The 26,283-nt window shown below is 36.4% G+C and carries 19 protein-coding genes; 11 read left to right on the top strand and 8 right to left on the bottom strand.

Features of this window, described 5'->3' with window-relative positions; all coding sequences use genetic code 11:
• Nucleotides 1–289: 289 nt before the first annotated feature.
• The 5 genes from LEP1GSC059_RS03135 to LEP1GSC059_RS03115 form a co-directional block, all read right to left on the bottom strand.
• Nucleotides 290–1,333: an ABC transporter permease gene (locus LEP1GSC059_RS03135; protein WP_002177072.1), complete on the bottom strand. Its 1,044-nt coding sequence runs from the start codon at nucleotides 1,331–1,333 to the stop codon at nucleotides 290–292.
• Nucleotides 1,330–2,340: an ABC transporter permease subunit gene (locus LEP1GSC059_RS03130; RefSeq protein ID WP_002177054.1), complete on the bottom strand. Its 1,011-nt coding sequence runs from the start codon at nucleotides 2,338–2,340 to the stop codon at nucleotides 1,330–1,332. Before LEP1GSC059_RS03130 ends, LEP1GSC059_RS03135 begins: the two co-directional genes overlap by 4 nt.
• A 101-nt stretch (nucleotides 2,341–2,441) precedes the next feature.
• Nucleotides 2,442–3,563, bottom strand: a complete 1,122-nt coding sequence (locus LEP1GSC059_RS03125) for a carotenoid 1,2-hydratase (RefSeq protein WP_017213705.1) — start codon at nucleotides 3,561–3,563, stop codon at nucleotides 2,442–2,444.
• Nucleotides 3,564–4,031: 468 nt separating this feature from the next.
• Nucleotides 4,032–4,943 carry a CPBP family glutamic-type intramembrane protease gene (locus LEP1GSC059_RS03120; protein ID WP_002177070.1) on the bottom strand — a complete coding sequence of 304 codons (912 nt, stop codon included), beginning with the start codon at nucleotides 4,941–4,943 and terminating at the stop codon, nucleotides 4,032–4,034.
• Between the two features lie 1,115 nt (nucleotides 4,944–6,058).
• A complete protein-coding gene (locus LEP1GSC059_RS03115) occupies nucleotides 6,059–7,417 on the bottom strand; it encodes an FAD-dependent oxidoreductase (protein ID WP_017213711.1) in 1,359 nt (452 codons plus the stop codon).
• Between the two features lie 808 nt (nucleotides 7,418–8,225).
• Here LEP1GSC059_RS03115 and LEP1GSC059_RS03110 point away from each other — a divergent pair.
• The 6 genes from LEP1GSC059_RS03110 to LEP1GSC059_RS03085 are packed head-to-tail and all read left to right on the top strand — an operon-like array spanning nucleotide 8,226 to nucleotide 14,291.
• Nucleotides 8,226–8,963, top strand: a complete 738-nt coding sequence (locus LEP1GSC059_RS03110) for a phosphoadenylyl-sulfate reductase (protein WP_017213712.1) — start codon at nucleotides 8,226–8,228, stop codon at nucleotides 8,961–8,963.
• Between the two features lie 8 nt (nucleotides 8,964–8,971).
• Nucleotides 8,972–9,877 carry a sulfate adenylyltransferase subunit CysD gene (gene cysD, locus LEP1GSC059_RS03105; RefSeq protein WP_036056938.1) on the top strand — a complete coding sequence of 302 codons (906 nt, stop codon included), beginning with the start codon at nucleotides 8,972–8,974 and terminating at the stop codon, nucleotides 9,875–9,877.
• The gene (locus LEP1GSC059_RS03100; protein ID WP_002177079.1) at nucleotides 9,877–11,127 is read left to right on the top strand and encodes a sulfate adenylyltransferase subunit 1; all 1,251 of its coding nucleotides are present in this window, start codon (nucleotides 9,877–9,879) and stop codon (nucleotides 11,125–11,127) included. Before cysD ends, LEP1GSC059_RS03100 begins: the two co-directional genes overlap by 1 nt.
• Nucleotides 11,128–11,130: 3 nt before the next feature.
• Nucleotides 11,131–11,970 carry a uroporphyrinogen-III C-methyltransferase gene (cobA, locus tag LEP1GSC059_RS03095; RefSeq protein WP_020980224.1) on the top strand — a complete coding sequence of 280 codons (840 nt, stop codon included), beginning with the start codon at nucleotides 11,131–11,133 and terminating at the stop codon, nucleotides 11,968–11,970.
• On the top strand, nucleotides 11,960–12,568 hold the full coding sequence (locus LEP1GSC059_RS03090; RefSeq protein WP_002177077.1) for a precorrin-2 dehydrogenase/sirohydrochlorin ferrochelatase family protein: 609 nt from the start codon (nucleotides 11,960–11,962) through the stop codon (nucleotides 12,566–12,568). Before cobA ends, LEP1GSC059_RS03090 begins: the two co-directional genes overlap by 11 nt.
• Nucleotides 12,569–12,575: 7 nt before the next feature.
• Nucleotides 12,576–14,291 carry an NADPH-dependent assimilatory sulfite reductase hemoprotein subunit gene (locus LEP1GSC059_RS03085; protein WP_268768081.1) on the top strand — a complete coding sequence of 572 codons (1,716 nt, stop codon included), beginning with the start codon at nucleotides 12,576–12,578 and terminating at the stop codon, nucleotides 14,289–14,291.
• 42 nt (nucleotides 14,292–14,333) lie between these two features.
• Here LEP1GSC059_RS03085 and LEP1GSC059_RS03080 read toward each other — a convergent pair whose 3' ends face one another.
• Nucleotides 14,334–15,410, bottom strand: coding sequence for an SMP-30/gluconolactonase/LRE family protein (locus LEP1GSC059_RS03080; protein WP_020980259.1), 1,077 nt, complete (start codon nucleotides 15,408–15,410; stop codon nucleotides 14,334–14,336).
• On the bottom strand, nucleotides 15,403–16,323 hold the full coding sequence (locus tag LEP1GSC059_RS03075) for a LysM peptidoglycan-binding domain-containing M23 family metallopeptidase (protein ID WP_017213716.1): 921 nt from the start codon (nucleotides 16,321–16,323) through the stop codon (nucleotides 15,403–15,405). Before LEP1GSC059_RS03075 ends, LEP1GSC059_RS03080 begins: the two co-directional genes overlap by 8 nt.
• 62 nt (nucleotides 16,324–16,385) lie before the next feature.
• Here LEP1GSC059_RS03075 and LEP1GSC059_RS03070 point away from each other — a divergent pair, with 62 nt between their 5' ends.
• From LEP1GSC059_RS03070 to LEP1GSC059_RS03050, 5 genes are all read left to right on the top strand, one after another.
• Nucleotides 16,386–17,294 carry a CPBP family intramembrane glutamic endopeptidase gene (locus LEP1GSC059_RS03070; protein WP_002177050.1) on the top strand — a complete coding sequence of 303 codons (909 nt, stop codon included), beginning with the start codon at nucleotides 16,386–16,388 and terminating at the stop codon, nucleotides 17,292–17,294.
• Nucleotides 17,294–18,070, top strand: coding sequence for a hypothetical protein (locus LEP1GSC059_RS03065; RefSeq protein WP_002177055.1), 777 nt, complete (start codon nucleotides 17,294–17,296; stop codon nucleotides 18,068–18,070). Before LEP1GSC059_RS03070 ends, LEP1GSC059_RS03065 begins: the two co-directional genes overlap by 1 nt.
• Nucleotides 18,071–18,473: 403 nt before the next feature.
• On the top strand, nucleotides 18,474–20,321 hold the full coding sequence (locus tag LEP1GSC059_RS03060; RefSeq protein WP_017213718.1) for a chloride channel protein: 1,848 nt from the start codon (nucleotides 18,474–18,476) through the stop codon (nucleotides 20,319–20,321).
• Between the two features lie 982 nt (nucleotides 20,322–21,303).
• The gene (locus LEP1GSC059_RS03055) at nucleotides 21,304–23,382 is read left to right on the top strand and encodes a DUF4139 domain-containing protein (protein WP_020980253.1); all 2,079 of its coding nucleotides are present in this window, start codon (nucleotides 21,304–21,306) and stop codon (nucleotides 23,380–23,382) included.
• Between the two features lies 1 nt (nucleotide 23,383).
• Entirely contained in the window at nucleotides 23,384–25,120 is a 1,737-nt protein-coding gene (locus LEP1GSC059_RS03050) for a mucoidy inhibitor MuiA family protein (RefSeq protein WP_017213720.1), read from the top strand.
• Nucleotides 25,121–25,123: 3 nt separating this feature from the next.
• Here LEP1GSC059_RS03050 and LEP1GSC059_RS03045 read toward each other — a convergent pair whose 3' ends face one another.
• A complete protein-coding gene (locus LEP1GSC059_RS03045; protein ID WP_017213721.1) occupies nucleotides 25,124–26,251 on the bottom strand; it encodes a vWA domain-containing protein in 1,128 nt (375 codons plus the stop codon).
• Nucleotides 26,252–26,283: the final 32 nt, after the last annotated feature.

Raw genomic sequence — 26,283 nt, 5'->3', positions numbered from 1 at the left:
ATGAATGTTGAAGAACCTTCGGAACTGGCCGATACCATTGAAATGGATATTTTCGACGTAGGACGCATGCTCTATGCAAAAAAATGGGAACTGGAAATCAGAATTCAATCCTCTTCTTTAGAAGAATTTTTGGACTTAGCTACAGCTTGGAGCTGAAATGTTTTCAGTTGCGTCTTGCGTGCGTTTTCGCAATTTAAAACGCGCGCGCAAACATCTTGTAATACTGGAAGCCATTGGTTTTCAGAAAGAAGATCGAGTGAAAAATTTTTAACTTGGAGAAGAGAAGCAGTCATTCATACACCGCCTTTTCTCTGGAATCGAAGGAATCTCGTAAACCTTCTCCGATAAACGAGGTCAATAAGATCGTCAAAAAAAGCGCCATAGATGGAAATGTAATTAACCACCAAGCACTGAGACGTTCTCTTCCTTGTCCTATCATTTCACCCCAAGAAGGATTTGGGGCGGGGATTCCGTAACCAAGAAAGTCTAACGCGCTTAAGATGGAAATGGAACCTATCAAAGTGAACGGTAAAAAGGTGACTAACGGAGTTATCGCATTAGGAAGAATATGTCGAAGCATGATTCGAAATGAACCAACTCCTAAAGCCTTTGCGGAATCTACATAAGTCAATTGTTTGAGTTTATAAAATTCTCCTCTCATATAATATGAAATTCCGATCCAACTGAGAGCACCATAAGTAATTAAAAGAACTGTAAATCCTCTTCCGAAAAACGCTCCTACGATTAAGATTAAATATAAAAAAGGAATTGCAGAAAGGATTTCGATAACTCTTTGCATCAGAATGTCAGTCTTTCCTCCAAAATATCCTTGGATCCCTCCGATCAACGTTCCCATAGATAGTTCAAGAAAAACTAATATAAGCCCGAAACTCAAAGCGTTTCTATAAGCATAAAAAATTCTGGTAAAAACGTCCCTTCCTCGATCGTCTGTTCCAAGCCAGTGTTTTCGGTTTGGAGAAGAAGGAGGGGTTTCCCCCTCTTCTAAACTTTCCAAGTTATCTTCGTTATAACCGTATGGAATCGGAGCGAAAAGAATCCAATTGGAGCTGGATTTAAAATCTTCCCTTTGGGAAAGTTTTTTATAGTTTGGAGAAGTTAGATTTTCTCCACCGAATGTCGTTTCTGGATAGAAAGAAAAAATAGGAAAATACAATTTATTTTGATAAAATACGATTAAAGGTTGATTAGTAGTTATAAGTGGTGCAGATAACGAAAATATATAAGAAATCATTAATATATTTAAAGCGTACCAAGCCCTTTTATTTGCTCTAAATTTTTGAAATCTTTTTTTTAGAATTGGACTTAGGATCATTCGAACTGAATCCTCGGGTCTATGAGTACATAACAAAAATCTGATAGAATATTTCCGATTAAAGAAAGAAGGCTTTGTACAAATAAAAGTCCCATCATCAGATCCGTATCCCTTTCGGTAACCGCTTGAAAACTTAAAAGTCCCATTCCGTCTATGTTAAATACCAGTTCTATCACCAAAGATCCCGCAAAAATAAGACTGAGGTTGTTTCCAAAACCAGTAGCGATCGGAATTAAAGAATTACGAAGAGCATGTTTGAAGATAGCTTTTTGAAAACTAAAACCTTTGGAAAGAGCCGTACGAACATATTCTTTTGAAATTTGATCTAAAAGGGAATTTTTCATAAGCAAAGTGAGAACTGCAAACGAACCGGAAACGTAACAGATTACTGGAAGAAACATGTGTTCGATTCGATCGATTACTTTTTCCCAAGAAGATAAAGATTCATATTCGTCCGAAACCTCGTGGCCCAACGGAAAGATGGATAATAATTCACCTGAAGCGAACGTATAAAGAAGTAAAACCGAAAGCGCAAATACCGGAATTGAGTACGTGATTAAAATGATTCCGCTGGAAGTTATATCAAAACGTTCTCCGTTTCGAAGTGCTTTAGCAATTCCTAAAGGGATACAAATCAGATACGAAAGTAAGAACCCGGAAAGACCGAATGTAAGAGATACCGGAAGTTTTTCCAAGATCAGTTCAGATACCGGTCGAGTGTGAAGTCTGGATTCTCCTAAATTAAAAGTCAGAATTTCTTTAAGCCAATAAAGATAAGCGATTCCTACTGGTTTATCTAAATGTAATCTTTTTTTGATGATGTTTATTTCTTCTTCCGAAATTGTTTTAGCGCTTCCACCTTGAGAGTTCGCATAACCTCTGATTTTTGCGATTTCGGTTTCAAGTGGGCCGCCTGGTGCAAAATGAGAAATTAAAAAGACGATAAACGTCATTCCCAATAGTGTAGGAATGATCAGAAGAAATCGTTTTAGGAAATATTTTTTCATTATTTTATTTCCAGGAAAACAGTTTCAAGAAATCGGATTCTAAGACAAAGCCTTTTTCAAAAAAGAAACTTAATTGTTAAGAGAATTCAATCGATTTGTTTTCAATTTAAATCTCTACTTCCTTTTAATTCTAAATAACCAGTGCCTTGAACTGACTTTCCTGCACGAGTACCTTTGACTTTTACTGCACCTTCCCAATAACTAAATCCAGTAGTAGAACGAGAATCGAATTCTTGATCTTCAAAAAAAGGTTCGATTATAAGATGAAGCTCTGAATCTTTTTGAGAAGTAACACGAGTGGAAAGATTCCAAACGAGCGGATATTTTTGGTTTGTTCTTGGGCTGATCCAAAAGGAAGAATTAGGAACGAATCGAACTTCACTTTCTTGTTCAAAGTATATTTTTTTTCCGGAACCAAGACGAATGGTTCCAAAACTTTCAGAATTGGAATGTATTGTTTTTCTAAAATTAAAAACCATAATGTCGCTTCCGTCTTCAAGTTGAATGCAGACCCAATCCCAAGAATTGGATGGATCAGAAAGCGCCGTTTTTAGATTTGAATCGAAAGAGCTACTCCATTCATGATCCATCCAAGAGTTTCCACTTTCAATTTGAATTTTTTTTCCGTTTAAAGTCAATTCTCCCCGAGTAGAAAGGCGCGGAATACTATAATAGTAAGAATAAAAATTCGGATCGATTCTACTTTTAACCGATTTACCTTTGTTTCCGTGTAAAAGAATATCCGAATCTTTGGCATTTAAGACCAGATCTAAAGAAAGTTCTGGAGAATGTTTTGGTTTTGCAATCAATCGGAACGAAGATTTGCCTTCTATTTTAAGAATAAAATCTCCGCTGAAAATTTGTTTCGAATCATAACCAGCCATTCCACCTAATTTGCGTTCTACGGTCTGTGAGATTGTATGCGTTTTATTTTCCAAATCGGAGATTGCAAAGTGAACCGGAAAGGCTTCTCTATTTTTGTCGAAGACACCTTTAAAAAAGCTAAGTTCATAACCATACTGTTTTCCTTCTGTGGATCTAAGAACTCCAACGAAATAACACCATTCTACTTTATAACGAGGGTGAAAGGAATGGTCTTTTGGAAAAACGAAAATACGATTTTCGGCTCCAACGGAAAAAAAGACTGAAAGTAAAAAGTAAATACCAATTAGATGCTTGTACTTGAATGAAAATATATTGTAGAGATTTTTTTGCAAAGCCATGAGATTTTTCAGTGATGTAGGTTTTTTTATAATTTGTTTTCTTTAATCCTTTTTTTATTTCAGTTCGTTATTTTAGGAATCTATTTACATAAACTTTATCTGAAATTTTTATCTTTTTGTCCCGTTCAAAATTTTTTTGATTAGGTTTCTGTATTTTAGAAATTTGTAAACAAACTTATAGGGGGAAGGCTCCCCCTCGCTCCAGACGCGTAGCGCGTCTTACGCTACCCCCTCGCCGGGATATTGGTTTGTAAAAAAGCCCGGACCCGATTGAATTGTTTCAAAAACGTATCTATACATTTGTGGACTTTCTAGAAATTTCAAAACAATAATTTTTTTGAATATTCTATTATTGATATATATTAAAGTTTTTGAAAAATTAATTTCCCGTCTATTTTATGCAAACGGTTGGTTAAAACAGTTTTGCTAAATTGAACTATGGAATATTTCAACAACTTTATTATTGAATCAAAATAACTTATCCCAAATATAAATTCCCGCAAAAAACTCCATACCGGCAGCGAGAATGATATGTGCATAAAGTCCGCCTCGAATCGAATGGGTTCTAAGACTCAAGGCGCCCATCAATAAACCACCGAAAAAAGAACTTAAAATTTCTCCCCTTGGTTTTTGAAAATGTACCATACCATAAATTAAAGCGGCCATTCCAACTGCGTGATAACGGCCCACAACTTTCAAATATCGAATTAGAAATTTTCTAAAAAAGAATTCTGTAAAATAAAAAGTATAAAGATATACGATTTCAAAAACGAGAGTGGTGATCCAAGTCGCATGATATAAAAGTCGTTCGTCTGTAATCGGGGCTCTCGGGTAAAACTCTTTGAAACCAGGAATAAAAGAACCGATCGCAGAAATGATCAATGCCAGAATCAAAATAGGATAATAGGAAGGATTTTTCTTTTTTTCAAACGGAACCGGATTTGTTTTGTATCTGTAAAAATCGTATAACAACGGAAAAACTAATAAAGGTAGTGTGTGGGTAAGTTGTTTTACAACTCTCCAAGACCAAAAAATCCATTCTCTAGGAAGATAGGATAGGAATCTTTCATAAGGAAAATTTGATAAATGTAAAACTATCAGGCTGATCCAAAAAACGCAAAAGAAACCTATGATTTTTGCTTTTCGGAATCTGATTTTTCTATTTTTAGGAAGATGGAGATAAAAAGATAACATTAATATTCCATATAATACTAATGTGCTTACTGTTTTTATCCAGAAATTTTTTGAAGTAATAAGCGGAAATCCGAATTCTTCGTTTAGGAATAATACTAAAAAAGTACTTCCATAAAAACCGAATAATAAAATATAAATTTTTGAATTCTTTCTAAAAAATCCTTTTAGGATTGATACGATTTCCATGGTCAGATTTCGAACTTATAAGGAAAACTTTTCAACTATTTTTGTTTTAAAGTTATAAAAATTCAAAATGTTAAGCGTAATTACGTTTTAATTTTTCCTTATATTGATTGTTGTGGTTACTAAGGTAATTAATAAATCTTGTTTTTTGTTTAAAAACATTTTATATTCTAGATTATTAATATATTTATTAGGCCATTGATTTTAAATCTGTGCAACTTGTATTGGAGATTGGACTCATATATAAACTTTTTAAATTTCTATATAATTTTATTTACAACGTGTCCCAAAACTTAATTATGCTTTAATAGAAAGACAAGTGCAAGGTCCTTGTCCCTGAAAATTGCTCTTCATAAAGAGCAATTTCATTGATTTTTTTTGGCAGTTTCTTGTATTTAAAAAAAAATATAAAACTTTTGGAAGAAAATGTAGAATCACAGTTTTGCAGTAATGATAGAAAATGAAGTCGGTTTTTATAGAAGCCCTATTGGGTCGTTTTGAAAATATCGAGGATCTTATTTGTGAGATCGATTTAAAAATTATAAAAGGTTTCTATATATTTACAATTTCGAGTGAATTAAAGAGTAACTTGATTTATATTCAATTATTTGAATATATAACAGAAATAGTATGAAGGATCTAAATAGTTTGTAGTACTTTTGATCTTATGATAAGTTTGATTTTAGAAAGTAAAAAAGAATTTTCGAAAAGTATAAGTTCTACATTTTAGAATTTGTTCTTAAAATTATGTTTTATAGTAGTTCCCATATTTTGGTAATAGATCTGCAAGGTTTAGATCTTGGCTTTTTTCAGAGAATGAATCATGGATTTCTTATATAGAACTTACGTTAAACAAAGTTTTTTAAAAAATGTGGGAACTAACACAATATTTCCTAAGGGAATTATTTTACAAAATTGCAAAGTGGGTTTAATTTGTGGGGACTCTTACATAGCTAATTTCATTGTAAAATTCAAAACACAATGAAGGGACTTTACAAAAAAAATCCTTATTCCCCAAGCTCGTCATAAACCAGTCGATTTGATAAAACGAATAGTTTGGGAAAATTTAGAATATATGGCTAGAAAACTAAATACTCGGGTTATATTTTAACAAAATCTTACCAGTATCCAGCACTCGGAGTCATGCCGATTTTTTGTCGTACTTGATCTCGTACCACGCTCAATAAACCACCAGCCGTATGTGGTAGCCAGTGGCGTCCTGTCTTTTCGCTGATGAAAGCGCGAACTTTTGTACTGTCGGTAAAATAGCTAGTGAGAAAATTAGGGTCGGCAAAATTTTCACTAAAAGCATTGGCAATCGCCTGCTGACCGTTGTGATCAATGCCGTTGCTGCCATACTGAGCAATGAGTAGTTGACGACCGGCATCTGTGATCGGTTCGAGTAACAGATTGGTAAAATCAATTGTCGCCTTACCAGATTTATCGTAGTATTCCTCGAATGTATCTTTCATCCAAGCTGCATCGAACGCACCATCGCCGCGCTTTACAATGTTTTGAACCAGATTCTTTGCCATGCGATAAACATTATTCGCACCCTGCCCAGCGATGGGATCAAGCGTTGTGAGGGTATCGCCTACACCTGTCACGATACGCCCTGATGGAAGTTTGCCAACAGGGTTGCGCACGATGGGAGTCAATGCACCAACCAACCAGCCATTTTCATCCGCTAATTCGGCATTCTTGAACCAATCATAATCCCAGGGAAACAGTTCCTGGATAACATTTTTAGCAATACTCAGTACTTCATCGCCGGATTTTGCATCGGCGAATCGATCCATTTTACTATCGGCCTTTGCCTCAAAAAGTAGGTTCCACGTCATGCCGATCGACTTGTGATAGTATGGAATCCAGAACGCTTCTCCATGATCCCCAATAAAATTGAACTTGACCGGGTTATACGGAATTTTCTCAAAATTCCCCGTATTTTTAACAATGATCATTGCCAACTTGCGTTGAGGTTTTGTATAGACACTGCGGGTTTCATTCCGCTCAAACAGATTGGCGATTTCGGTTTTACCCGCTGCGACAATCGTCAAATCATTGTCAGCACTGATTGCATCCAGACGAGGAATATCGATATTTTCAATACGGAGCTTGCCACCTCGTTCTACTAAATCATTCATCCAGCGATACGATTGCAAACGTACATCGATTGCCCCGCCATGTTCCGAGAAACGTCCTGCCAAAATGATAAACGGAACCGTAGGTTGCATGGAAAAAATGAGATACACCCCTTCGATAGGCGGAAAATCCTGATTCCAGTGATCCAATTTTAATTCCCGCTCATAGGCAAGAGACGGCTCAAAGCGTGCGGCGATTCCTGTTGGACGGCTTTTGTTCAACCAATCTTCTGGGCTGCGGTCTGAATAGAGGGTTACATCATAGCCATGCTTTAGTAGATCATGGGCGGTCATCAGCCCTGCTATTCCTGAACCAATAATGGCAATCTTACGCATAAAAATCCCCTTCAATGATAATAAAAAACGCACGACCATTGCGTTAGTCGTGCACCTGATTCGATCTCATCATTGTTGTACCGAGCGGCGGAAAACGTGTAAGAACGGGTATAAACCGGTCTTTACAACAACCGTTTTTCAATGATGATCATGATCAGGTTAAGTTCATCCGATCTTTTAACTTTGAATCGGGTGAGACTGGGGATTTCACTCAAAATTATGTATAAATAAGAAATTTCATTAAACGTTGTGTGTCTAATAACGTAAAGAAAAATCTGTATTAGATTATTTCATATTTTCATCATTTCAGTGTTATATGGATGATTTTTTTGCACTTCTTTAGGGAAGATTTAAGTAAGATCGTAATTTTTTTGTTTTGCGAGCTGGTTTGAAATAATTTTTAAAATTGGATCAAAAAAATTTCTCCTTCGTCATTTGCGTTTGAAACTGTTTTTGCTGTGTTAAGTGCAATTGTCTCGGTAGAGATAATCGAAGTTTTGGTCGGCGCGTAAGTCTGCGCTTTTTCTGTAAAATTTTGATTTTGTAAGAGTGTCTCATATTGAGAAAAGCTTCTCTCTTTTTAAAATTCCCACAAAGTGAGCGCTCAAATCAGTAAAATTTCCAGTAAGACTGAGAAAATGTAATGAAAAACTATCTCATATCAAATATAGTTTACAAAAAATCCAATATATAGAACTTTGGTAGTTAAATAGCTTCGTTTTTTCTTAAATCTGAATATTTCTTGGATCAATTATAAAATCAAGCTGGATGCACAGACCTACCATTCAAGACTTAGGTTATCACGAACATGAATGCGCAAGAGTTGGAACAAAAACTTGCTCCTTTGAACCTGGAAGATGCTTTAGAATGGATCAGCAACGAGTACGGAGAAACTGCGGCTTTTTCCACAAGCTTGGGTCTGGAAGACCAGGTGCTTACTCACGTTATATTCTCCCGAAATCTTAAAATTAGAATTTTTACTTTGGATACGGGTCGTCTTTTTAACGAGACCTACGATCTGCATCAATTGACAAACGCAAGTTACGGTAAAAAAATCGAAACTTATTTTCCCGACACAAACGCGATCCAAAACCTAATCAACTTAAAAGGTCCCGACAGTTTCTACGATTCAGTTGAAAACAGAAAAGAATGTTGTTATATTCGAAAAGTGGAACCTTTAAATCGTGCGTTAGTCGGGACCAAACTTTGGATTACCGGAATTCGGTCGGAACAATCGGATTCCAGAAATTCTTTGACAAAAGTTGAACTCGATTCTTCCCGAAACATTTTAAAATATCATCCGATCTTGGATTGGTCCTTGGAGCGTACGCAAGATTACATTGATACGTATCGGATTCCGACTAACGTGCTTCATAAAAAAGGTTTTCCTTCTATTGGGTGCGCTCCTTGTACAAGAGCAATTCAGCCTGGAGAAGACATTCGCGCCGGAAGATGGTGGTGGGAAGAATCCAATCAAGAATGTGGACTTCACGTTGTAGACGGCAAGTTGGTCCGTCAAAAATCCGGTCCTAAAAGAGCAATATGAATTCAACCATGAATAGATCTAGACTTACACATCTCGAACAACTAGAAGCGGAATCGATTTATATTCTTCGGGAAACCGCTTCTCAGTTCGAAAAACCTGCTCTACTTTTTTCCGGCGGAAAAGATTCGATCACGCTTGTACATCTCGCATTAAAAGCGTTTCGTCCTGGGAAATTTCCGTTTCCTCTGGTTCACATTGATACTGGTCATAACTTTCAAGAAGCTCTTGATTTCAGAGATGAGCTCGCTTCCAAAATCGGAGAAAAGCTGATTGTTCGTTACGTTCAAGATTCTATCGATCAGGGAAAAGCGGTGGAAGAAAAAGGAAAATTCCCGAGCAGAAACGGAATTCAAACCGTGACCCTTTTGGATACGATTGCTGAATTTAAATTCGACGCTTGTATCGGAGGCGCCCGCAGAGACGAAGAAAAAGCAAGAGCCAAGGAAAGAGTTTTTTCGGTTCGTGATGAGTTTGGTCAATGGGATCCGAAATTGCAAAGACCCGAACTTTGGAACATTTATAACGGTAAAATTAGTCCGGGTGAGAACGTTCGCGTTTTTCCGATTTCTAACTGGACAGAGTTAGATGTTTGGGAATATATCCGTAAAGAAAACATTGCACTTCCTTCATTATATTTTTCTCATAAACGAGAAGTGATTTATCGCGAGAATCTTCTTTTTCCTGTTTCGAAATTCATTACGATCGACGCAAACGATCGAGTCGAAGACAAGATCGTTCGTTTTCGCACTGTAGGGGACATGACCTGCACTGCGGCGGTGGATTCTCAAGCGGATAACATCAACGACATCATCCTCGAAATCCAAACGACTCGGACCACTGAAAGAGGCTCAAGACTCGATGACAAACGTTCCGAAGCGGCTATGGAAGATAGAAAAAGAGGAGGATATTTCTGATGGATTTATTGCGTTTTATCACCGCAGGAAGTGTGGACGATGGGAAGTCCACTTTGATCGGAAGACTTCTTTATGACAGCAAGTCGATCTTTGAAGATCAACTGGAAGCGATTGAAAAAAATGCCCGCGGAAATAACGGTCAAATCAACCTGGCCCTTCTCACCGACGGCCTTAAAGCCGAAAGAGAACAAGGAATCACGATCGACGTCGCTTATAAATACTTTTCAACTCCCAAAAGAAAGTTCATCATCGCCGACGCACCCGGACACGTTCAATACACTCGTAATATGGTAACAGGAGCGTCTAACTCTAATTTGGCGATTATTCTGATCGACGCGAGAAAGGGCGTAATCGAACAAACTTATCGTCATTCTTATATCGCTTCGATGCTGAGAATTCCTCATCTTGTGGTTTGTATCAACAAGATGGACTTGGTGGAATTTTCCCAAGCTCTTTACGAAGAAATCAAAGCAGAATATCTGAATTTCGCTTCCAGATTGGATATTAAGGATATTGAATTCATTCCGATCAGCGCTCTCAACGGCGACAACGTTGTAGATAAGTCCGAAAATCTTTCTTGGTATGATGGGCGCACTCTCTTGAACCATCTCGAAGAAGTTTATATCGAAAGCGACGAGAATATTGAAGATGCACGTTTTCCGGTTCAATATGTGATTCGTCCTCTTTCCGACGAATACCACGATTATAGAGGTTACGCTGGTCAAGTTCGAAGTGGTATTTTTAGAAAGGGTGATTTTATCACTGTTCTTCCGAGTGGTTTTACAAGCACGATCAAATCTATTGATACATATGACGGAGAAGTGGAAGAAGCGTTTCCGCCTATGTCCGTTACGATCCGTTTAAAAGATGAGATTGATATTTCTCGTGGCGATATGATCGTTTTATCAGAAAGTCTTCCAATCGTTTCCCAAGAATTAGAAGCAAATATTTGTTGGATGGATTCCAAGGCGTTGTTATCCGGAAATAAATATATTCTACGTCAAACAACTAACGTCGTAAAGGCGATCGTGAAAGAAGTTGAATTCAAGATTGCTCCTGATACGCACGAAAAACAGGACGCATCTAAAGGGCTTACGTTAAACGAAATTGGAAAGATCAAAATTCGTACTGCAAAACCGGTGAGTTTTGACGAGTACAGAATCAATCGTTCCACTGGAAGTTTTATACTCGTGGACGAAGGAACTAATTCTACTGTAGGCGCTGGAATGATTACGGGAGTCGGAGCCTAATCGGTGTTAAACGCCAACGCAAAACAAGATTTTCGTCCCGGCAAGGTTTATCTTGTCGGAGCCGGCCCTGGAAATCCGGAAGATCTGACCTTACGTGCGTATCGGATTTTGACTAACGCTGAAGTTATTTTGTATGACGCGCTTTTGGATCCTTCTTTTCTCGAAATTTTTCCCAAGTCTGCAATTGTTCACTATGTAGGAAAAAGATCCGGAGCACATTCTGCGACTCAAGAAGAGATCAATCAGCTTCTTCTTTCTTATGCCTTTTCGGGAAAAAACGTTGTCCGTTTGAAAGGAGGAGATCCTTTCGTTTTTGGAAGAGGTGGTGAGGAATTAATTGCATTAGTTAATCATAATATAGAATACGAAATCATTCCAGGCGTAAGTTCCTTAAATGCGGGCTCTTCTTTTGCCGGTTTTCCTTTGACTCATAGAGGTTTGTCTCGTCAGGTTTTAATTATGGATGGTCATACCGTTTTAAACGAAGATACCGATTGGGAGTGGTTTGCAAAGTTTCAAGGAACTATTGCACTTTTTATGGGGACTTCTTCCCTTCCAAAAATTGCTGACCTGCTTTTAAAATACGGTGGCTCGGCAGATCTACCGGTCGCACTTGTCGAAAACGCTTCTTTAGAAAATTTTAATATTCAGATTTGCACTTTAAAGGAAGCAGCAAATTCCTATTTGGAAAAAAAGACCAAGGGACCCGGAATTATTTATATCGGAAAAGTGGTTCGATTTTTGGAAAATAAAAAACCGACCTCTACCTTTTTTCAGTTTTCGAAAGAATTTTTCTCAGGACAAATTTCCTCCGAAATTCAAGGAGGAGAAAATGAGTCGTAAATATCCAGCTTTTCTTAATTTAGAAAATAAGAATATTCTATTAATCGGCGGGGGAAAGGTTGCATTAGAAAAACTTCCTCATCTGATCGACTCCGGTGCAAAAATTACTCTGATTACTTTAGAAACTTGTAGGGAAGTAGGGCAGATTTTAGAAAAACATCCGGAAATTAAGGTAGAGTATCGATCCGTAGAGTTTGCTGATCTTCAGGGGAGAGCCCTCGTTTTTTCCGCGACCAATGATACGGATTTAAATCGGAGACTAAGCGATTATGCCCATTCTTGGAAAATTTGGATTAATTGTTCCGATGACCCTACCAACTGTGATTTTTATTCCGCCGCAGTTTTGGATAGAGGCCCGATTCGTGTCGCAATTTCTACGGAAGGAAATTTTGCGGGAATTTCCGGAGTTGTAAAAACTACTTTGGAGGAATTGATTCCCGATGAACACGAAGAAGAATTTAAAGAACTTATGTTATTAAGAAAAGAACTAAAATCGATTTTACCAAGTCCGGAACGCAGAAGAAAAGTTCTTAAGGAGTTATTACAAACTCTCAAAGAAGATTATTTTAGAATTCCAGCAGATTCAAAAAGAATATAACGAAATTATAAACTCGAAAAAGGAAAAATCCCAAATCATGTCAGAAGCAAAAGAACTATCACCCGTCGAAGATATAAAATTAAACTCCAATAATCTAAGAGGAAAAATCGCAGAAGGTTTAGACCAAAACATAGATACTTACGAAGAAGACGAAAAACAACTACTTAAGTTTCACGGACTTTATCAGCAAAAAGATAGAGATCGAAAAAAAGACGAGAACGGAAATGATATAGAAGCTCCGACTAGTTTTATGATTCGGGGAAGAATTCCGGGAGGAAGGTTGACTTCTGAGCAGTATTTGGTTTGGGACGAGTTAGGAGATAAGTTTGGAGGTGGAGCGATTCGTCTAACGACTAGACAATCGGTTCAACTTCATACATTAAGAATTTTTCATCTTAGAGACGTTATGAAGGCGATCCACGAAGTGAATCTTTCCAGTATGGGAGCTTGTGGAGACGTTGTGCGTAACGTGACTCAGGCTGTAAACCCTCTCGGTAAAAAAGAATTACAGCTGTTAGATGGAGTTTCTCAGATTTTATCTGATCATTTTAAATATAAGACTAACGCTTACGCAGAAGTATGGTTAGGCGACAAACAACTTAACAAGGAGGAAGAAGATCCAATTTACGGTAAAACATATCTACCTAGAAAATTTAAAATTGCGGTTACTCTTGCTGGAAATAACACCGTGGATATTTATGCAAATGATATGGGATTTGCGGCAACTCTTTCTTCGGATGGAAGCAGTATCGACGGTTATTTTGTGTTTGCCGGTGGCGGTTTCGGAATGACTCACAACAAACCGGAAACATTTGCTCGTGCTGCAAGTCTTTTAGGTTGGATTCCTGAAAACGCATTGATACCGGTGGCGGAAGCGATCGTAACCGCTCACAGAGACTTTGGAGATAGGACTAATCGTAAACACGCTCGTTTAAAATATGTTCTAGCGGAAAAAGGCGTGGAGTGGTTTCAATCGGAAATTGAATCTCGCTCCAACGTAAAACTAGATAAGGATAAGCCGTTGCCGAATTGGGAAACTCCTTCTTATTTAGGTTGGAAAGAAAGAGAAGACGGTACTCTTTCTTTAGGATTTCATACTCTTGCGGGAAGAATCAAAGACTTTCCAGGTAAACCTTTAAAGTCTGCTTTGAAAGAAATTATAGGTATTTATAAATTACCGGTTCAAATTACTGCTGATCAGGATTTGATTTTGATAGGAATTCAAAAATCAGATCAAGAGAAAATCGAAAGAAGATTAGAAGAATTGAATGTATCTTGGAAAAGTCCTTCTCGTCTTTACGATCGCGCACTTGCTTGTCCTGCACTTCCTACCTGTGCACTTGCTTTAACCGAATCGGAACGTTCCTTTCCGGAAATTTTAAACGGAATTCAAAAGGTTTTGGATAAATTGGGACTCAGCGATCGTGCTCCTGTGGTTCGTATGACCGGATGTCCAAACGGATGTGCAAGACCTTATTCTGCTGAAGTTGGAATTGTAGGTCAACAAGCGGGAGGAAAATATTCTTTGTTTTTTGGAGCTGATTCGGAAGGAACCAAGGTAGGGGAGTATGTAGCAAAAAAAGTCGCACTCGCCGATATTCCTGCTCAATTGGAAAAAGCTTTTGTGCTTTGGAAAAATGAAGGAGACTCCGACGAAAAATTTGGAGATTTTGTAAATAGATTTCCTCTAGAAAGATTTAGAGAAGCACTTGGTTCTATGTAGAAATTTATGGCATAACCGCAGTATGTCGCAAAAATTCTAATATTAGAAAAATTGAATTTCTTCGATTATCGGTTTCATCTTTGCGATTCTTCCGGTAGTCGAAGATACCAAATAAATATTTCCAGCGTGGTTTAAAACTGCGGTAATACCTGCAACTGAAGAATCCGAAAAATCTTGATAATTGGCCGTAATATCTCCAAAATCATTTAAAGCAAATACTAAACCTCGTGGAATGTTTTTTCCAAAAAGAAAAACGGGTAAACCCGTTAGCAGGTTTTTAATTTCAGGATATTCTTGGGTTTTATCTAAAATTTCATTTCTATGATATGGGATTCCAACCCAGAAGAAACCTCCGTTTCCACTGATTAAAGCGGGAATTCCGGGAATATTGGTAAGAAAAAATTTCTCCGTACCTTTTTTTAAACCCGATAACGGAACCGAAGAAATTCTATGTTTAAACGGTTCCGACACGAGTAAGAATTCTTCATTAGAAGACAATGCGATCCCAGTAGGATAATACAAATCTTGATTCAAAATTTCTAATGTAAGATCTTTATCCGCAGTTAAGATCATTCCTTCTGGGCGGGAAAAAAGTTCCTCTAAAAAAGATTCCTGCAATGAATGCGATCGGCTAGAAACGGTGAAATATATTTTTCCGTTTTTAGAGACATCAATTCCATGTGGAAATCGAAGAGGTGAACCGTCTGGAAGTTTAGAGATAAGAACTTTTTGTGTTCCGTCTTTACGGATTTCTACGATTCCAACTTCTTCCACACAAACCAAAAGATTTCCATTAGAATCAAATACCATCCCTAAAGGTCTTCCAGAAAGTACGCTAAAGGTTTCGGCTTTCTCGTTGGTGCGGATCCGCACGATTTTATGATCCGCGGTTCCAGTGTAAACATAACCGCGAGCGTCTATTGCGATTGCATAAGGTTGATTTAGATTTTCCTTATGAATCCATTCTGATTCTAAAAGATAATTATTTTTTCCAGGATCAAAAGGAGGATCTGTTACGTATTCGTTTGTATTTTTACTCGAACGTAAAAATAGAAAAACCAAGAAGGACAAAAAAAAGAAAATTAGAACAAAAAGGAATATTATAATTCTTTTAAACATGATCTCTAAAAATAGGTTTTTGTCTTTGATTGAATCTTCTGACTTCGAAGTGTAAATGATTACCGGTTGCTCTTCCTGTCTGACCGACTTCTCCGATCTTTTGACCTTTATGTACTTTTTCGCCTGGACGAACTGATATAGAACTTAGATGTCCGTATAACGTTTCGTATCCTAGCTTATGACCTAGTATGATCAAATTTCCATAACCTCCTTTTTTATTAGAGAAAGAAACTTCTCCGTCAGCAGAAGCATAAACAGGAGTTCCTTCTTCTGCTGCCATATCCAATCCTCCGTGAAAGGTTTCCTTTCTAGTAAATGGGTCTTTTCTTTTTCCGAAACGAGAAGAGATAATTCCTTCGTCTCCTAATGGGCGATAAAATGCCATCCCATAAAAAAAAGATCTTTCTTCTTTGGGAAGTCCCTTCCCTGGAATGAACCAAAGTTTTTTATCTTCATCAAAAGAGATAAACTTCTCTGCAAGTTTGTATTTTTTAGAAAGTTTTTTCCGAATTAAAAAAGAGTTTTCTGTTTCATCCGAATCATAGATGCCGCGCATATTGGGAATCAAAAGTTCCATTCCGGGATAAATATCATAAGGTGAAGCAAGGCTATTTACCGATGAGATTGTATCTATATCCATTCCGGTTCTAGCCATAATTTTAAAAAAGTTGTCTTCTTTCTTTACGACGTATCTATAAAATTCGAGTGAGGTTAGTTCCGACCTTTCCAAATTGGAAATGGAAACTTTCAAATTGGTTTTAACGTCTTCCCTAAGTCGTTTTACAGATTGATTATTGTAATCTAAGTTTTTTAGAAGTTCTAGTTTTTGACCGGCATCGATTCTGCTGTGAAAAAAAAGAGCCGTGAAAAGGAATAGAACGATTTCAATTGGATACCTAATAGAAGGTTTCATGGTCTTATACTTGTAGAATCGGTTGATTCTAAAAAAACAATGACGCAAAAAAAGAGACAGAAATGCTTGTAACCGAGACTCCCGATCCAATGGAATCCTTAGAAAATATTGGCAATTCGCAAAAAAAACCTTTCGAACCGATTATAATCGCCTTTCAACAACTTCTCGTTTTGATTCTTGGAACTTATGTGTTCCTTCCTTTGATCGCAACTTCGATTGTAATTACCGTTTTAGTTTCGAAAGAGTTACCGGATGATTTTCCTTACTTGGACGGCAATACAAGAGCGGAGATTTATAAAGAGAAGATTGAAAAACTTCAGAAAGAAATTCAAACCAATACCAAACAAATTCATCAGAGTTATATAGAAGTGATGGTAAAGGAAAAACCATGGCTTTTGATTGTGGATCGATTGGTTTGGGCTCTTTGTTTTATACTTCCTGCTTATTTCATTTTGGTTCGATTTTTTAAAGCAGAATACACCAACCTCAGCGATTCTTTCAATTTCAAGACTATGTTTACAGGTGCAGGGCTTGGGACCTTAGTTTTTTTATTTGTAATCGTTTTCGGTTTTTTTCTTACTAAAATTTTTGGAAAACAAACTCCAAATGAATTTCAAGAAGCTCTGTTCAAAGCGATGAAAGGAAACCGTTCTTTATTGCTCTGGTCTCTTTATAGTGTCGGTTTAATTACTGGAATCGTGGAAGAGGTTTTCTTTCGAGGGTTTTGTCTGAGACAATTCCAAGGAAGAGGATTGGAAATTCCAGGTCTTCTTTTTACTTCAGTTGTTTTTGGATTGGTTCATTATAGCGAGCAGACTTCGGTTAGTGTTCCTATTCTTCTTAGTTTTGTAGGAATGTTTTTTGGACTTTTTTATTTGAAAACTGGAAATATATGGTATTCCATATCGGCACACGTTAGTTACAATTCCATCATGTTATTGATTGCTTATATTAAAGGTGGTGAGATTTAGTGAGTTGGTATCGTAAATTCCTTTGGATAACGGTCCCGTTTCTACTAACGTATCATTCTATTTTTGCGTCCGAAGTGATCGAGCTTGATGGAAATATAGAAGAAAATAACATAAAAATTTTAGCTGCGTTGAATAAGTTCGCGGAAGGTTCCGTAAAACTCAGCAAAAAGACAAAAGGATTCAAATATCATTATACAAATCTTTGGTATTCTAGATATTCTTTTGATATTTATTTGGGAGAATTTGCAAAGAGAGATAATGTAAGTATTATAAGAATAGAAGCTCCGAAATACGGAATTGAAAAATTGTTTCGAAATTATTTTAAGGAAGAATTACAAAAAAAAGACGCGATGGGAGTTGGTTCTGTGACAACTGCAACACCCGATGATAAAATCGAAAAATTAGAAAAAAAATCTCATATTATATCCCAAGGATTGAATTTAATTTCTCCCGCGTTATCCGTAATTTACAATTCTCGCAAGTCTCCCGTTTATACTTCTAACGATACATTGATGAGGGTTTCTTTTTATTTACTTACCGATTTGTTGATCGGAGGGCTTGCTTATTATTTTGCGATGAATAACAATGATAAAAAGAGCATGATGGACAATCTTTTAAATAAAGAAGGTCCGAGCGGGAACGTTTTTGAAACTAAATACGGAGGGGTTGTGATCGCAGCTCTTGTGATTCCTAGGCTGTATCGTATGACGGGTGCCGTGGAAGATACTACTACTCATAATCGTTTATTAGAATTATCTTATACTTTTAGATATTAGAAGTTTACTGAAGTAAATTTCAGCTAAAAGGAAAAAATTTTTATAAAATCCAAAAAGAATCTTTGTTCAGTCAGGTTTTTGCATAAAACTTCAAGTTAACGGTTATCACAAAAATGTGGGAACTGCTGCAACTTTTAATTGTGAAAGGAACGGTTCAACAAGCCAATAAATCTACAAGGCGACGTAATTTGTAGAAATTCTTACATAGTACTTTAGAAATAAGATTTTTCCAAATCTGATAGGTTCTCCTAATATGAAAAGAGTGTTTTCTACTGAAAATTTTTTATGATGTCTTAAAATGGCGTTTTGAAATACAGTTAAATTTTGGAAAATACTTTAGAAATTTAGAATGTTCTTTTTTATATTAGAACCACTTTTTTGATTTTATGGGACATACCTACCGATGAACGAAATAAAACGACCGATTTTTCGAATCAGTGGAAGAAGATCCTTATACTTTTACTGTATAATTACAGGAATTGTTTCCGGATTGGGGGCGTTTCTTTTTTCCAGAATTTTAGCTGTATGTGAATATTTATTTTTAGATAGGGCCGCTGGTCTTTCTCTTCCACACGCTTCTGGAGAATTTCTAATCGACTCAAATGATATATCTTATTGGGAAATTCCTTTTTCGGATGATTATAGGCCTTGGCTTTTATTTTTTCTTCCGATCATTGGAGGCCTACTTACGGGTTGGATTGTAAATCGTTTTTCACCCGAATCTGGGGGAACCGGTTCGGATGCTATGATTGATTCTTTTCACAATCTAGAAGGAAGGATGAATCCAGTTGTTTCGTTGATCAAATCGATTGCCACTGTTTTCACTCTTGCAAGTGGGGGAAGTGGGGGAAAGGAAGGTCCGATTTCTCAGATCGGGGCAGGTTTTGGGTCATTGCTTGCAACTCTTTTAAAAGCAGGAGCAAGAGCGAGACGAACTCTTTTACTCGCTGGAACCGCGGGAGGTTTGGGTGCAATCTTTCACGCTCCGTTAGGTGGAGCGTTAACTTCGGTGGAAATGATTTATAGAGAAGATATAGAAAGTGATTCTTTGATTCCTTGTATCATTTCTTCGGTTTCGGCTTACTTAGTATATTCTGCTTTAAACGGGTTTCATACAGTATATCGGGTAACGAACACAGAGTTTTCAAGATATACAGATTTAATTTTTTATTTAGGTTTAGGAGTTCTCTGTTTTTTGTGTGGAGACGTTTTTATCCGAATCTTTAGGAAAGTTCAGCATTTCTCTACACGTTTAAAAGTTTCTCCTATCATTAAACCTGCGTTAGGTGGTATTGTTGTAGGAACGATTGGACTTTTTTTGCCGGAGACAATTGGAAGCGGAGCGGGGGTGCTTCAAGTCGTTTTAGATGGAAAACATCCGGTTGGGACTCAGGGAATTTTTTCATCTATGTTTGAAAGCAAGGGCCTTTGGTTGGTTGTGTTATTTTTCATTTTGGCCGGGATGAAAATACTCACCACATCGTTTACTATCGGCACCGGAGGTTCTGCTGGAATGTTTGGGCCTTCTTTGTTCATAGGAGGGATGTTAGGTGGAGGTGTGGGAACTCTCGCCAAAATATTTGTTTATCCTGATCTTTCAGTCACGTCGTTTGTTTTGGTTGGTATGGGAGCTTTTTATGCGGGTGTAGCAAGCGCTCCGATTGCTGGAATGATTATGATATGCGAAATGATCGGAAGTTATATGTTGCTTCCCCCTTTGATGGTGGTTTCGATTTTAACGTTCGTGTTAAGTCATAAATTGAGTCTGTATCGTGCGCAAAAAGAAAATAGGTTTCAATCTCCTGCACATTTTTGGGATATGAATCGGGATTTTTTAGAAGAGATCCAGGTTAAAACTTGGAAGAGTAGATTGCGTACGATTGCGGTGACTTACGATCATATTTTACTTTCCAAGATAGAAGAAGAGGCGTTAAAGATTCAAGCGAGCGATTACGTGGTTCTGGATCAAAGTAACCGATATTTAGGAATTTTATCCCTTCGAAAAGTAAGGCACACTTTAGAATCGAGAGATGTTATTGCTAACCTAATTACAGTAGGGGATGTTACGGACGGATCTGTGCCTTTCGGAAAACCAGAGGATACATTAGCCGCTCTTTTAAAAATTTTAATTGCTCGGGATATGGATAAAATTGCGATCGTGGACGGAGATCGGTTTATTGGATATTTTCGTTTTGCCGATCTTATGAAAATATATTTTGAAAATATATTTCCTAAAAGTATAAAATCATAACATTCTTTTTCCAAAGATGTAGAAGTTCTCAAAAATTACATTTAACATGGAATTGTTGGCTTTTTTAAAATAGATCCTACGTTCTTAAGTTTTAAAACAAGCTTGGCATAGTATGATTGTCCGAATAATAATGATTGTAAATTTCTAGAAGTTATCTCAAAAACACTTTATCTTTGCTTAAAATGTCGATTTTGATTCTTCTATAATATTTTTGAGATAACTTGAATTTCACTTAAGAAAAACTGTTTAATCAATTGCATTCAAAAAATAGTATATAATAATATTATTTAGTTTTTATATAGAGTGAGATCCATAGAGAGCGTTTTGCTGAGTTCAGAAAAGCGCAGTTTAAGTCTAACGCGATCCTGTAACCAACCCTACAAACATTTAGATCTCAAAATAAATTTGTCGTACCTACGACAAATCCTCTGTAAAAAAGATCGGTCCCACCGCGTTTTGGTGGTAACTCAATGAATTGCTTCCCATGTGTCGTATTCAGGTGGGAGCTGGAAAGGTTTGAGAGCCTTTTCTATATCAGAAAAACATACTTTTTGCAAGTAAAAAGACTCATTCTTGTCGGAACACTTGAAAAATGTACGTTGATTCTAAAATCCTCTTTAATTGTGGGGTTGGTTATGATAGAGAGCGTGGCTTGAGTTCCCTGCATCAATCCCTTTCACGTTATAATGAATTCACGTTAATTAAAATAAATTTCCGAAACTCACAATTTACGGCAAAAAAAATTAAGAAATTTCAATAATTGTAATAGATTGGTTCGAGTTTGTAGGAATTCTTACAAAAATATAAAAACAAAAAAGACTATCCCAAAGCCGTTTTGTAAGAAAGAGACGGTTTTTGTGGGAACTACCACATTTATTAAGATTGCAGAATGATTTACGATTGTTTAAATTTGAGGTTTTATGACAGGCTTTTGGTTTTAAACCCAACTTGATTCAATTGGGTTTCAAGGAGGGAAAAACGTATGAATAGATTAACTTTACGAACGTCAATTGGAAAAAAAATATTTATAAATCTGCTCTTAGTCTTTTCCATCTTAACGGTTTCTTCGGTAAAAAGTCAGGAAGAAAATGAAGATCAAATCAATATCACGGAAACTATCGAAAAAGTAGAACCTTCTCGAATTCAATCCGTGACCTTGTATTCCAGTTTTGCTTATGTTACTAGAAATCTTAGAACCAAAATAAAAGCAGGGAATTCCGAAATTTATCTAGGAGAAATTCCAGGTAGAGTTGCGGAAAAAACAGTTTCGGTTCGTTTTCCGGATTCCTCCAAAAAAATTAAAATTCTTGGAATCCGTAGTAAAACTCGAATCGAAAGAAAGGCAAGAACGAAAGAAATTGCTTCTCTTTTAAAAAGACAAGAAATTCTTAACGATCAGATTGAACTTTTGAGTCTTGAAGTTCAAGAGTTAATCGCAGAAGAAAAGGAGATCGTAAAAATTTCTCCTACAATTAGAAAAGAACCTTCTCTTCAAGAAGAAATTGCTGATCCAGAATTCTTATCCGGATTTCAAAAACAATATCATGAATATCTAAATCAGTTATCTTTAATACGTCAAAAAAAATTAGAAGTTTTAGATAGAGTTCGTGAAGAGGGTTTGGTAGTGGATGCTCGTTTAGATCATCTAGGCCGATTAGAAACAAAACAAAAAAAAGAAATCTATTTAGAAGTGGAAACTTCTGAAGATGCAGAAACTTCAATCGAATATAAATATTTAATTTCAGGTGCGAGTTGGTATCCTAAATATTCTCTTCAACTTATGGATGAATCTAGAAATGGTCATCTGAGTTGGTTTGCATTCGTTCGAAATGATACGGGTGAGGATTGGGAAAAGGTAAAACTTTTTTTTACAGCTTCTAATCCGGATTTAGATATTGATCTTCCAATTATAAGAGAATGGAGAATTCAAACACAAACTTCTGTGGAAGATTCTAAAGAATATGCAAGTGAAGAAAATGATTCATTTCGAGGCCTCGCACAAAAAGAAGTTCTTAAAAAAGAAACGGAGACCGAAAAAAGCCCAAAGAAAAAAAAGTCGGTTGCGGCTTCTAAGTCAAATGCTTACGAACAAAACGTTTCCGCATATAAAAATTCTCAAGCTCCGATTAAACAATCGCGTCAAATCCTTCAGGACAATTACTCCAATCGGCAAAATTCAATTAAAACCGAAGATAATCTCAATCAACTTAAAAACGATTTAGCAAATCAGCAAGATAACTTCAATGATGGTAGGTATGATCAAGCAAACTATTACGGACAAGAGGCTCTGAAAAAATTTTCTAAACTTTCAGATTACTCACGTAAAGAACTCAATTCGATCGAGACATATACAGAAGAACTTCTTCGTAAAGGAAATTTAATTCTTTCTTCTCAAAAAGTTCCAGGTGGTTTGATTCCACCTACTCTTTTAGAAGGTTTTGATTATCAATACACTTCCGGCATCTCAGAGACGATTTCTTCTGACCGATCTTTCAATAAGGTTTTTCTAAAGAAGAAATCTCTTATTTTAAATCCTGGTTATTTTACGTCTCCGCTTTCCGGTTCTGGGGCTTATCTGACAGTAGAAGCTTCAAATTCGGAGGGGGAGCCTTTGTTGGCGGGACCTATGGAAGTTTTTTCCGGAAACACTCTTTTGGGAAACACTGTTCTTAACACGAGTAAACCAGGTGAAAGGATTCGAATGGAACTCGGTCAAGATCGGGATATTCTTGTAAATCGAAGAGAAACTTCTTTTGAACAAAAGGAAGGGATGATTTCTTCCCGCACAAAAATTAAATATAAAGTGAGTATCGAAGTTAGAAATCGTAAAAAAAGAAACGTTATGTTAACTCTAATCGATCGTATTCCTTATACTGTGGATGATAGTGTGGAAATTAAACTTGAATTTGGAAAGGATATTCCTTCAAAAAACGAAGAAGGAATTTTGACTTACAATATAGAACTTCCTTCTGGAGGAAGGAAAATTATAGAATTTGAATATTCTATAAGTCATCCTTCAGAAAATAGACTGATTAGAACTCCTGGCTCCGGAGGATATTAATATGAAAAATTTAATATATAAAATATTTAAAGTTCCTATTTTTAAATTCAATTTTTACTTACGAAGTGTCTCAAAATTCAGTTTTATTTTATTAAAAAGGAATCTTAATATTGAATTTTTTCGAAACGGACTTTTGTTTTCTTTGTTCTTTATTTTTATAAATCTCTCTTTAGATGCAAAAGAAGTAGAGTTAAAAATTCAGGACGTAACTTTGTACGAGTCTTCTGCTGGAATTTTAAGAAGTGGCAAAATAGATTTAGATCCTGGAATGAACGAATTCATAATTAGGAACTTACCGATTGCACTTCAAGACGAATCCTTGGTTGCTTCGGTGGAGGTTCCAGGAGGTTCCGTTGTTGGTTCTAGTACTTGGATAGAAACCGGATCTATTATTCACAACGAAGAAGCTTTGGAATTACAAAAAAAGATCCGCGTTTTAGAAAAGGAAATCGAAGTTTACGAAAGTAATGATTCTAATCTTAAAAATTTGAAAAAGATACTTATAGATATTAGATTAAAGCTAACGGAAATGATTTCTAAAAACCTATTTTACAAAAAGAACGAAGCAGATTCTAAAAAATGGTTTCAAACTTTTTCCGGAAATAGACAAACCATTCAAACTTTATTGAGTTCTAATCAAGAAGTAAGTCGTACAATCAAAGATCTTAAGAAAAAACTTTCAGAGTTGCAAGGTAAGATGAACGTGATTCTTTCTCTATCCGAAAAATCTTCCAGAATGACTAAGATCCTCGTTAGTTTTACCGGAACCGAAAAAAAGGAAGGGAGATTAAATCTTACGTATCAGTCCGGAAAGGTTTCTTGGAAGCCATTTTATTCGGTTAGTATGGACGGAAAAGAAAAGGTAGAATTTGAATATTTTGCAGAAATTAACCAGGAAAGCGGAGAAGATTGGAAGAATATTAATCTTTTATTATCTACTTCTAGCCCAGACGTAAGTGGAAGAAGACCTCGTCTTTCCAGTCAAAGGTTATATGATCAAAAAAAACAAACTAACAAGGACGGAATTGTTGCTATTCAAGGCCAAAATTTAGCGGAAGAATCGAATGTAGCTCCGGAAGTGGAATCCCCCGAAGCCGAGATGACTGGGCGTAGTGAAGAATCTGGAAGTGGCTTTTTATTCCGTTATTCTAAACCGGTTACTCTTCTTTCAAGGAAAGAATCCAAAAAAATATCTCTGGCTTCATTTGTTACGGAGGCGGCATTTACAACCTTATACGTGCCTTCTTTGAAACGTTATCCGCTCATTAAAGGAATTTTTAAAAACGTATCTGGATTTCCTATTCTTCCCGGAGAAGTTGCCGTATTTCGCCAAGCCGGTATGGTGGGAACGTCTAACTTTGGTTATGTTAGTCCCGGAGAAAAAGCAGAAATTTCATTCGGTTCTGAAAACGAAATCAGAGCGATTTATAGAAAGGAATCCAATCAAACTAAAGAGGGAATTCTTTCTGGTACTAAGATAATTGAAAAATCTATTCGAGTGGAATTAGAAAATTTTGGAAAAGAATCCAGAACGATTTCATTTCAAGAATCGATTCCGGTTTCCGGAGTAGAGAATGTGAAAGTTTTAATTGATTCTAATACTACTCCTGGACATTCGGAAATCAAAAAGGATTCTGGAATTTTAGAATGGAAACTGGACTTAAAACCAAATCAAAAACAAGAAATCAAACTTAAATACAGGGTAAGTTTTCCAGCGGACTTTGACTTAATACTGTGACGTCTAACGTATTTCTTCTTCTTTTGAAATTTCTATGGGAGAAGGGATTCCTGTCATATCCCAAAGTTCTAAAACTCCGATAATAGAATTTTGTTTCGGAATTTCAATCGTAATCATTCCTTTACCCTCTGAAACGTCAAAACACGCACTTTTATTTAGGATTAAGGCTTCGGGAGAAGAGATTCTTTTAGGGCCTAAACTTTGGTGAGAAGAATTCGTTTTCTGTTTTAGATTTAATATTACACAATTTTTCGGATTGTTTTTAGTTTTAAAACCGAAGTCGATCGTATATTCCACTTTCGAATCCGATTCTTGATTTCTGTAAATTTTTTCAAACCATACCATTAAATCGTTGTTAGGTTTTACGCTCAATTCGTTTGGTTTTTGGAATGTGGTTGTAACGGAGGGATTTTTAAGCGAATCGAGAGCGGTATAAAAAGAAGAATCGTCCTCGATACCGAAATATCTCCCGTTTCCTTCTTCTGTGAGAATTTTCATTTGTAGTTCTTCATGACGTTTGAGCCCGAGTCCTAAGACATGAAATCGAAATGGAACTCCTTTTTGTTTGAGAGTCTGAAGTTCTTTTTTAGGATCTCCGTAACAACTTTCCACTCCATCCGTCACTAAAATAATTTCGGTTTCCTTTTTTCTCTGCGAAATCAAGGTTCCTGCGATTCTAATTGATTCTGCGAGAGGTGTAGCGCCCGAGGGAGTCAGGCTAAATAGTCGATTTTTGAAAGTATCATGATTTCCCACTTCTAAAGGTTGATACAATCTTGAGGACGAACATCCTGGAAGACGATTTCCGTATGCCAAAAAACCAATTTCAGTTTCTTGTGGAAGAGTAGAGACATAACGACTAACGTGTTTTTTAGCTAAATGAATTTTTTGATAAATTCCTAAGTATTCATTCATAGATCCAGAAGCATCTATTATAAACAATTGGGATGGTGTTTGATCTTCTGAAGATATGGTTGTTCCAGTTAGTAAAATAAAAATTATAAATCCAATAGAATTTGGAAACCTTTCCAAAAACGTAAGATACAAGATTTTCTTTATTAGACTTAAAAATTTAAAATTATGGGAGATGATCTCGCCTGAAAAAGAAATTTTAAAATGTATTTTAGTCATAAAAGTAATTGAACCTAAATTTTGAAAAAGTT

It is taken from the genome of Leptospira noguchii serovar Panama str. CZ214 (assembly GCF_000306255.2).
Taxonomy (GTDB): domain Bacteria; phylum Spirochaetota; class Leptospiria; order Leptospirales; family Leptospiraceae; genus Leptospira; species Leptospira noguchii.
The sequence above is the reverse complement of the archived record's forward strand: the minus strand, read 5'-3'. Positions and strand labels throughout refer to the sequence as shown.